Consider the following 9376-nt stretch of genomic DNA (forward strand, 5'->3'; position numbering starts at 1 on the left):
TCCTCCTGTCAATTTCTCGTATTGGCATAGAATGCCTCGATCTGTGCATCTTCCAGACTCATGCCGTCCTTTTGCAGCGTTGCAATCGTTTCCATCATCTTTGCATAGTCGTGGGGGACGATCTTCTTGAAGTGCGGAAGATATGCGTCAAAGTCTGCCAGAATCTTCTTACCCAGCTGAGAACCCGTCCATGCGACATGCTCTTCGATCAGATCGTGCAGCTGCTTCTGATCCTCCGGCTTGGTCACACCGCTAAAGCCGACCAGTGCCTTGTTCAGCTTGGTGTACAGATCATTTTCATTGTCCAGAACATAGGCGATACCGCCGCTCATACCTGCGGCAAAATTCTTGCCCACTTCACCGAGGATGACAGCGCATCCGCCAGTCATATATTCACATCCGTGTTCGCCAACGCCCTCTACGACAACCGAAGCGCCGGAATTGCGGACACAGAAACGCTCGCCGGCAACCCCGTTGATGAATGCCTTACCGCTGGTTGCGCCAAACAGTGCAACGTTTCCGATAATGATGTTTTCGTCCTCTTGGAACTTCGAACCCTTCGGCGGATATACTGCCAGCTTACCGCCGGACAGTCCCTTTCCGAAGTAGTCGTTGCTGTCGCCCTCCAGTTCCAGTGTCAGACCCTTTGGAATGAATGCGCCGAAGCTCTGACCGCCGGAGCCGTTACACTTGATAACGAATGTGTCGTCCTCCAGATTGTTGTAATACTTTCTGGTGATTTCAGCACCAAACAGCGTGCCAAGCGCACGGTTCAGGTTGCTGACATTGATCTCAATGCGCTTCTTCTGCTTCTTTGCCAACGCTTCCTTCATTTCCGGAATGATGACCGTTTCATCAATGGTCTGATCCAGCTTGAAGTCAAAGACATCCTCCGGCACAAAGTGCATCTTCTCATGGCTCTCCGGCAAAGCATACGGATTGTTCAGGATCCGGGACATATCGATCTTGCTCTCACGGCTTCCCTCCGGATAGTGCTTCTGTACCAGAAGATCCGAACGTCCCACCAGTTCATCCACGGTGTGGATGCCCAGCTTTGCCATGTACTCCCGCATTTCCTGTGCGATAAAGCGCATGAAGTTGATGACGTATTCCGGCTTGCCGTGGAACCGCTTGCGCAGCTCCGGATTCTGTGTGGCAACGCCAACCGGACAGGTATCCAGATTGCAGACACGCATCATGACGCAGCCCATGGTTACCAGCGGAGCAGTTGCGAAACCATACTCCTCTGCACCCAGCATTGCTGCGATGACCACGTCACGACCTGTCATCATTTTACCATCGGTTTCGATGACAACCTTAGAACGCAGGTTGTTCTGAATCAGTGTCTGATGGGTTTCGGACAGACCCAGTTCCCACGGCAGACCGGCATTGTGGATAGAACTGCCGGGAGCTGCACCGGTACCGCCGTCATAACCGGAGATCAGGATGACACCTGCGCCAGCCTTGGCAACACCGGCAGCGATTGTTCCGACACCAGCCTCCGATACCAGCTTTACAGAGATTCGGGACTTCTTGTTGGCATTCTTCAGATCATAGATCAGCTGTGCCAAGTCCTCAATGGAGTAGATATCGTGGTGCGGCGGCGGAGAAATCAGTGCCACACCGGGTGTGGAATGTCTGGTCTTGGCAATCCACGGATACACTTTCTTTGCCGGAAGATGACCGCCCTCGCCAGGCTTTGCGCCCTGTGCCATCTTGATCTGGATTTCCTTGGCGGAAGTCAGATACTTGGAGGTAACACCGAACCGTCCGGAAGCCACCTGCTTGATGGCAGAGCACTTATCCACAGCACTGCCGGCAGTGACAATGCGTTCCAGATCTTCACCGCCCTCACCGCTGTTGGACTTACCGCCGATGCGATTCATGGCGATTGCCATGCACTCGTGTGTCTCCTGCGAAATTGAACCGTAGGACATTGCGCCCGTCTTGAACCGGCGCATGATGCACTCCACGCTTTCGACCTCTTCAATAGGAATACCGCCGTCCTCGGCGAACTGGAAGTCCAGTGTGCTCCGGAGGGTGATGTGCCGATTCTCGGCGTTGACACAGGCGGAGTACTGCTTGAACAGATTGTAGTCATCCCGCCATGTTGCCTGCTGCAAAAGGTGAATGGTCTCCGGATTGTACAGGTGCTCTTCCTGATTGCTGCGCTCCTTATGCCAGCCGATGCTGGACAGCCCCTCGTCCATGCCCAGTTCGTTGGGGTCAAATGCACTGTTGTGCATTTTCAGACTGCGTGCTGCGATATCGTCCAGATCGATACCGCCAACACGGCTGACGGTATCCGGGAAATACTCCTGCATCACGCTGTCGCTGATGCCCAGCGCCTCGAAAATCTTCGAGCCCTGATAGGACTGGATGGTGGAGATACCCATCTTGGAGGCGATCTTGACGATACCGGAAACCACGGCATCGATGTACGCCTTGCTTGCCTGCGAGTAGTCCTTATCCACCAGACCGCGGTTGATCATATCATACAGCGTATCCAGTGCCAGATACGGATTGACTGCGCTTGCACCGAAACCAAGGAGGGTTGCGAAGTGGTGTACTTCGCAAGGCTCTGCGGTTTCCACGATGATGGAAATTGCGGTGTTTTTTCTGGTTCTTACCAGATAGGTTTCCAGTGCTGCAACTGCCAGCAGCGACGGAATTGCAATGTGATCCTTATCCACGCCACGGTCAGTCAAAATCAAAATGGTGGCGCCGTCTGCGTGTGCCTTTTCTGCCTGATGATACAAGGCTTCAATGGCATCATGCAGCGAAACATCCTTGGTATAGAGCATGGAGATATCTGCGGTTTGCAGTCCCTCGATGTTCATACCGCGAATCTTCATCAGATCCAGGTTGGTCAGAATCGGATTGTTGACCTTCAGGACACGGCAGTTCCGCTCCTCTTCTTTCAGGATATTGCCGGCAACGCCCAGATATACTGTGGTATCAGTGATAACAGACTCACGGATGGAGTCGATCGGCGGGTTGGTGACCTGTGCGAACATCTGCTTGAAGTAATCAAACAGCGGCGGATTCTTCTTGGACATTGCAGGAATCGGGGTATCTGTGCCCATTGCTGAGGTCGGCTCTGCGCCGTTCAGCGCCATAGGCACCATAACATGATACAGGGACTCGTAGCCATAGCCAAACGCACGCTGGAGGCGGAGCAGTTCCTTGCCGCTGTACCGGAACGGACGCTTGTTGGGGATTTTCAGTTCCCGCAATTCGAACAGATTGTGATCCAGCCACTCGCCGTAGGGCTGGCGCTTTGCATAATGGTTCTTGATGGTTTCATCGTCGATAAGCTTGCCCTGTACGGTATCCACCAGAAGCATTTTTCCCGGATGCAGACGCTCTTTCTTGATGATGCGCTCTACCGGAATGTCATCCAGTGCGCCGACCTCAGAGGACAGGATCAGGTAGCCGTCATCGGTTACATAGTAACGGGACGGACGCAGACCGTTTCTGTCCAGCACAGCACCCATCACATCGCCATCGGTAAAGATAATGGAGGCCGGGCCGTCCCACGGCTCCATCATAGTTGCGTAATACTGATAGAACGCACGCTTTTCCCGACTCATGGTGGGAATGTGCTGCCACGGCTCCGGAATGGTCATCATCACTGCCAGCGGCAGATCCATTCCGGACATGGTCATAAATTCCAGCGTGTTATCCAGACGTGCCGAGTCAGAACCACGCACATCCAGCATCGGCAGGATGTCTTTCATCCGTGCATCCAGCGTATCGCAGTGCAGGATATTCTCACGGCTCAGCATCTTATCCACGTTGCCGGTGATGGTGTTGATCTCGCCGTTGTGTACCATCATGCGGTTCGGATGCGAACGCTGCCAGCTGGGATTGGTGTTGGTACTGAAACGGGAGTGCACGATACCGATTGCCGAATGGTAATCCGGACTGTTCAGATCGTGGTAGAACAGACGGAGCTGGTTGACCAGGAACATGCCCTTGTACACAATGGTACGGCTGGAACATGATACCACGTAGGTTTCATGGTTACGCTTTTCAAATACCATTCTGGCAATGTACAGCTTCCGGTCGAACTCCAGACCCTTTGCGCAATCCTCCGGCTTTTTGATGAATGCCTGCATAATGTGCGGCATGCTGTCCAGCGCCTTGGTACCCAGAACATCCGGATTTACCGGCACTTCGCGCCAGCCCAGGAACTCCAGATTTTCCTCTTTCAGAACATCCTCGAAGGTCTGCATTGCCTCCTCGTATTTTTCCTTAGTCTGCGGGAAAAAGAACATGCCGATGCCATATTCCCGCTTTCCGCCGATCTTGATGCCGGCTTCTTTCGCCACCTTGGAAAAATAAGTGTGGGAAATTTGCAGCAGGATGCCGACGCCGTCGCCGGTCTTTCCCTCTGCATCCTTACCGGCACGGTGTTCCAGCGTTTCCACAATTCGCAGTGCGCTGTCTACTACTTTCCGGTCGGTCTTACCGCTCATGTTGACAACAGCGCCAATGCCGCAGTTCTCGTGTTCAAAACGTGGATCATACAGACCGTTTTTTGCAAACGGTTCTTGTGTTCTGTAGTTATCCATGGTCATTTCTCCTTTATGATGGATTCCGTCTCCGAGAGCCTGAACCAAAAAAGGCGCTTGTGAAATCAGGATACAAGTATCCCGTTCACAAGCGCCATTGCTTTTCGATGTTTGCCCTCTATATGAGTGCTTTCTTGTTTTTTATTTTACACCATCTGCATCGGTTTGTCAATAGCAAAATCAGATTTTTTCCGAAAAAAATAATCCGATTCGCAATTTTATTTTTTATAAAAAAGATTTTCCGTCAAAATTCTTTTCATTGCTGGGAATACCGTCTTTTTTTAAGTGGCAGGCATAAAAATCCGAAAAAAAGATAGTCGAAGAAACTGTATTTGCGGCAAACTCTCCCGCATTCCTCAGAAAAACGCACTGTTTCCCCTCTCTATTTTCTGAAATCTCAGAATCGCATGCGCATTGCGCCGCAGTTCATACTGCGTATGGATCCAGCTGTTCTGGGTGTGCAGCTGAAGCTGTACCGCAGTGGGCAGGGAGAGCAGGTACTGACGGGAGGAACTGCTGTTTCGTAAAAGCTCCTGTAGATTGGAAAACCGCATTCTGTATCACCTCAAAAATAGTGTATGTCAAATCGGCGAAATCATGCGGACAATTTTCCGATTGACAAATCATTGAAATTCGTGTATACTGGTTTATGGTTAGCCTGTACTAACCATAAAGGAGGAAACAACGATGCTCGACACATTCCGCGGCATTCTCATTCCCTTTCTGGGAACGGTTTTGGGCGCTGCCTGCGTCCTGTTCTTACAGAAAAATCTCAACCGCACTGTCCAGCGAATCCTGACCGGATTTGCTGCCGGTGTGATGACAGCAGCGTCCGTCTGGAGTCTTCTCATTCCGGCGCTGGAACAGGCGCAGGACACCATGGGACGGCTTGCCTTTCTTCCGGCTGCCGGCGGATTTCTTCTGGGAATTTTCTTCCTGCTGCTGTTAGACCGCATGATCCCCCATCTGCACATGAACAGCAGCGAGGCAGAGGGCATCCATACGAAGCTCTCCAAGAGCGCCATGCTGATTCTGGCGGTAACGCTGCACAACATTCCGGAGGGCATGGCGGTGGGCGTGGTATACGCCGGATTTCTCTATGGCAACGTCCAGATCACTGCTGCCGGCGCACTGGCGCTTTCCCTCGGCATCGCCATCCAGAATTTTCCGGAGGGTGCCATCATTTCCATGCCCCTGCGTGCTGCCGGCATGAAGCGCTCCAAGGCGTTTGTCTATGGTGTTCTCTCCGGCATTGTAGAGCCGATCGGTGCCATGCTCACCGTTTTTGCATCCGGTTTCTTTGTCCCCATCATGCCGTATCTGCTCAGCTTTGCAGCGGGCGCAATGATCTATGTGGTAGTGGAAGAGCTGATTCCGGAGATGTCCGAGGGAGCGCACTCCAACACCGGCACCATCGCCTTTGCCATGGGCTTCGTGGCAATGATGACGCTGGACACAGCGCTGGGATAATTTTCACAATGGCAGCTAAAACAAAAGCGGGCAGAACCCAGTGAGTTCCGCCCGCTTTCAAATTCCAATTTAAAAGTTCTAATGCTGAAAACAGCATCGTCAAATCAGCCTGCCAGTTCCTGACCGTCCTTGGTCTTCATCTTTCCAGTCGCAATCAGAATCAGATCCACCAGCCACCAGATGCCCAAACCGCCTCCGGTAAGCAGCTTCAGGATTCCAAGTCCGATGTATCCCAGATAGAAACGGTCTATTCCCAGTTCTCCCAAAAAAATCGAGAGCAGCAGTGCAACCATTTTACTTTTCATCCTAAATTCCTCCTCTTATTTACAAGTTCTAATGCTGAAAACGGCATCGTCAAATCAGCCTGCCAGTTCCTGACCGTCCTTGGTCTTCATCTTTCCAGTCGCAATCAGAATCAGATCCACCAGCCACCAGATGCCCAAACCGCCTCCGGTAAGCAGCTTCAGGATTCCAAGTCCGATGTATCCCAGATAGAAACGGTCTATTCCCAGTTCTCCCAAAAAAATCGAGAGCAGCAGTGCAACCATTTTACTTTTCATCCTAAATTCCTCCTTTTATTCTTCGGTATAATCCAGATTCAGACTTGCATACAGATAAGCGATAATGTCGGTGGCATCCTCTTCGGAAACCTGCTGCATGCTAACAGTGCTGCCGTCCGAATCAGTCAGTTCCAGAACAGAGCCGTCCTCAGCAATATCCCAGCCGAAGCTGTAAACCGGTGCGTAGGAGTCATCGTACAGTGTCAGTGCATCGTAGTCCATACTCCACAGGCAGGACAGATCGTCCAGATTGCCCTCGGTGTCCACGCTGACCATCTCCAGCGATTTGCCGTCCATGCCCATTGCGATAGCGCCGTCATCGTCTACACCAACCCAATAGGTGCCCTGCAGGAACTCCTGTACCTTCGCAGCAGTTGCCATCTGTTCCATTGCAGCTGCGGCATCGTCAAAGCTGTAGGAATCTGCCTGCGTCATAATAACAGTATCGTTGAGAATCATCAGATCGTTCTCAGTGTCGTAAGACCACGGCAGAGAAGCGACCTGATTGGTCAGATCTGCATCCTCAAAAATGTAGATGGTGGGATCGCCGGCAGTAACGCCCCAGTAACCGCTGACCGATGATCCGTCGTTTGCCTCAAATACGATCTCCTCATCGTTAAAGCCGAGTGCATAGCAGTTGTATTCGCTGTCCATACCCAACCAGAGTGTTCCTGCCAGTGCATTTGCATAAGCTGCGGTTTCGTCGTCTGCGGAATCATCGGTATTCTCGTCTTCGTCATCCTCATCCACTTCCGGCTCTTCTTCACTGCTCTCCTCCGCTGCCTCCGTGGCAGCAGCGGAAGAAGCCTCCTTGGAAGACTCCTCATCAGAACCACATCCGGTTGCAACAGCAGTCAGCATTGCCAGCGCAGCGGTCAGTGCAAGAATTTTTTTCATCATATCTCCAACTCCTCCTGAATTCTTTGCTGCCTTTGGATGCTCTTCCAAATTGCAGCATCTTGTCATGGCTGCTTAAAGTATTGCGTCATAAGGCGTCACACAATCTTCAAGTGATATTGCTATTATAACAATTTTCGTACAGCTGTGCAATACTTTTTTCGCAAAGCGCATATTTTTTTCACGAAAAGCAAAAAAAGACTCGATTTTTCAAGAAATATGTGGTATACTATAAGAAAGGCATTCCAGAGAACAAGGAGGTATCATTCCCTATGACGTTTGCCATCGTAGACGATTCTGCCGACGATCGGGAGGCATTGAAAAAGCAACTGCTCCCCTACCTCACACAAAACCATTTTTCCGCAGAGATCACGGAATTTGAAAATGCAGAGGAATTTCTTCTCGCTGCCAGTCAAAAGACCTTCTCTGTCGTATTTTTAGACATCTACATGAAAGAAAAAACCGGCATGGATGTGGCGCAGGAGTTATTCAACAGCGGCTGCAACTCCAAGCTGATCTTTCTCTCCAGCAGCACCGACTTCTTCCGGCAGAGTTACGCTGTCCATGCGGTGTACTATCTGGTAAAGCCCATTGTCCCTGAGGAATTCAGGCTTGCCATGCAGTTTCTAAAGCTTCGGCCGGAATATGATGTGCCGTTTCTGGAGATCGTTCACAACAACGTCTCCCGCACCATTCCCACAGAACAGATTCTGTACCTGGAAGTACAGAACCACACCACGACCATTTACACGCTGGAGGAAACCATTCACCTCTCCGTCCCTTTTCGGGAGCTGGCGGAAAAACTGGAACAGGACGAACGGTTTCTCCGCTGCATCCGTGGTATTCTCGTGAATATGCAGCACATACGGGGTATGGGGAAAAATGTATTCTACCTGCCAAATGATATTCAGGTTCCCGTGAACATCCGGCACCAAAAGCAAATCGGTGACACATGGAGAGCCTATCTCTATTCCCACATGGAGGATTGAGCTATGACAAATATTCCAAAGCGCTGTCTTTCGCTTCTGACGGCAGCAGGACTATGCCTATGCCTGCTCCCCGGCGGAACAGCATTTGCAGAACCCGCAAAGACTGAAATCGACCACATTGCTTCATATGATGCATTTTTCAGCGGTCAGATGATCGCCGTAGACGATGAGGAAGAATACGAGAACGTCCAGTACATGATGACGGACAGTATATCCTATCTGACAGGTTACAACGATAATGGCGCAGAAGCTATACTGGACGCCTACCTCATCGACTGGTCCAACATCGATATTCATACCGCAGGCACTTATTTTGTCACGGTCTTTCTGCGCATTGATGCTGCGGAGGAAGACAAATTCACGCTTTCGCCAGAACTGGAGCAAATCCAGCTTCCCATTTGCATCAGCGATCCGGACGATTTTGAACTATTTCTCGCCAGAACCATTTCGGATCAGCACATCGTCTATTTCCTGCAAAATGCGGAAGCAGAATCCACGCAGATCTACGCCTATTTCAGTCCCGCTGCCTGCGATTACACGGCGCTCCAAAACTGTTCATGGACGGTCTGCGATGAGAACACAGCTCTCTGCATGAACGAGGGATTTTCCATTCTGCGCAGCGCACTTCCCGTGGGACAATACGCCTACTTCTACATCCAAACCGCAGATCGCACCTCACAAATTCTCGAAATTTACGAAGACGGCAACGTAACCGTTTCCAAGGAGATTCGTGGCGACCGTGACGGCAGCGACACCAACCTCAGCTCCAATCCGATTCTGACACAGCCGGCACCGGCCATCCCCTCTGCAGAGCAGACGACAGTCACCGCAGTGGTCACCAATCCCCGCAACAATGCACCTGCACCGCCAGATGACATGGCAT

General features: G+C 51.3%; 8 protein-coding genes. 3 read left to right on the forward strand and 5 right to left on the reverse strand.

Features of this window, described 5'->3' with window-relative positions:
• Positions 1-8: 8 nt before the first annotated feature.
• A complete protein-coding gene (gene gltB / locus QZL66_RS05055) occupies positions 9-4577 on the reverse strand; it encodes a glutamate synthase large subunit (protein WP_022410651.1) in 4569 nt (1522 codons plus the stop codon).
• A 356-nt stretch (positions 4578-4933) separates the two neighbouring features.
• Complete coding sequence (locus QZL66_RS05060; RefSeq protein WP_022410652.1) at positions 4934-5131, reverse strand: hypothetical protein; 198 nt, start codon at positions 5129-5131, stop codon at positions 4934-4936.
• A 133-nt stretch (positions 5132-5264) separates the two neighbouring features.
• Between QZL66_RS05060 and QZL66_RS05065 the strand changes: the two genes are divergently transcribed.
• Positions 5265-6047: a ZIP family metal transporter gene (locus QZL66_RS05065; RefSeq protein WP_022410653.1), complete on the forward strand. Its 783-nt coding sequence runs from the start codon at positions 5265-5267 to the stop codon at positions 6045-6047.
• A gap of 104 nt (positions 6048-6151) precedes the next feature.
• Here the strand turns inward: QZL66_RS05065 and QZL66_RS05070 are convergent, their stop codons facing one another.
• Genes QZL66_RS05070 through QZL66_RS05080 form a run of 3 tightly spaced genes read right to left on the reverse strand, consistent with a single transcriptional unit; the run spans position 6152 to position 7507 of the window.
• Entirely contained in the window at positions 6152-6352 is a 201-nt protein-coding gene (locus QZL66_RS05070) for an NINE protein (RefSeq protein WP_022410654.1), read from the reverse strand.
• Positions 6353-6406: 54 nt separating this feature from the next.
• The gene (locus QZL66_RS05075) at positions 6407-6607 is read right to left on the reverse strand and encodes an NINE protein (RefSeq protein WP_022410654.1); all 201 of its coding nucleotides are present in this window, start codon (positions 6605-6607) and stop codon (positions 6407-6409) included.
• Positions 6608-6622: 15 nt separating this feature from the next.
• Positions 6623-7507 (reverse strand): hypothetical protein, encoded by an 885-nt coding sequence (locus QZL66_RS05080; protein ID WP_022410655.1) that lies wholly within the window; start codon positions 7505-7507, stop codon positions 6623-6625.
• 269 nt (positions 7508-7776) lie between these two features.
• On the opposite strand from QZL66_RS05080, the gene QZL66_RS05085 reads away from it, so the two are divergent.
• Together QZL66_RS05085 and QZL66_RS05090 are read left to right on the forward strand one after the other, a co-directional pair.
• The gene (locus QZL66_RS05085; protein WP_022410656.1) at positions 7777-8493 is read left to right on the forward strand and encodes a LytR/AlgR family response regulator transcription factor; all 717 of its coding nucleotides are present in this window, start codon (positions 7777-7779) and stop codon (positions 8491-8493) included.
• A 3-nt stretch (positions 8494-8496) separates the two neighbouring features.
• A partial coding sequence (locus QZL66_RS05090; RefSeq protein WP_293601870.1) for a hypothetical protein occupies positions 8497-9376 on the forward strand: 880 nt, incomplete at its 3' end.

Origin of the sequence: Ruminococcus sp. CAG:330, from assembly GCF_000437175.1 — a bacterium.
Classification (GTDB): domain Bacteria; phylum Bacillota; class Clostridia; order Oscillospirales; family Ruminococcaceae; genus Ruminococcus_C.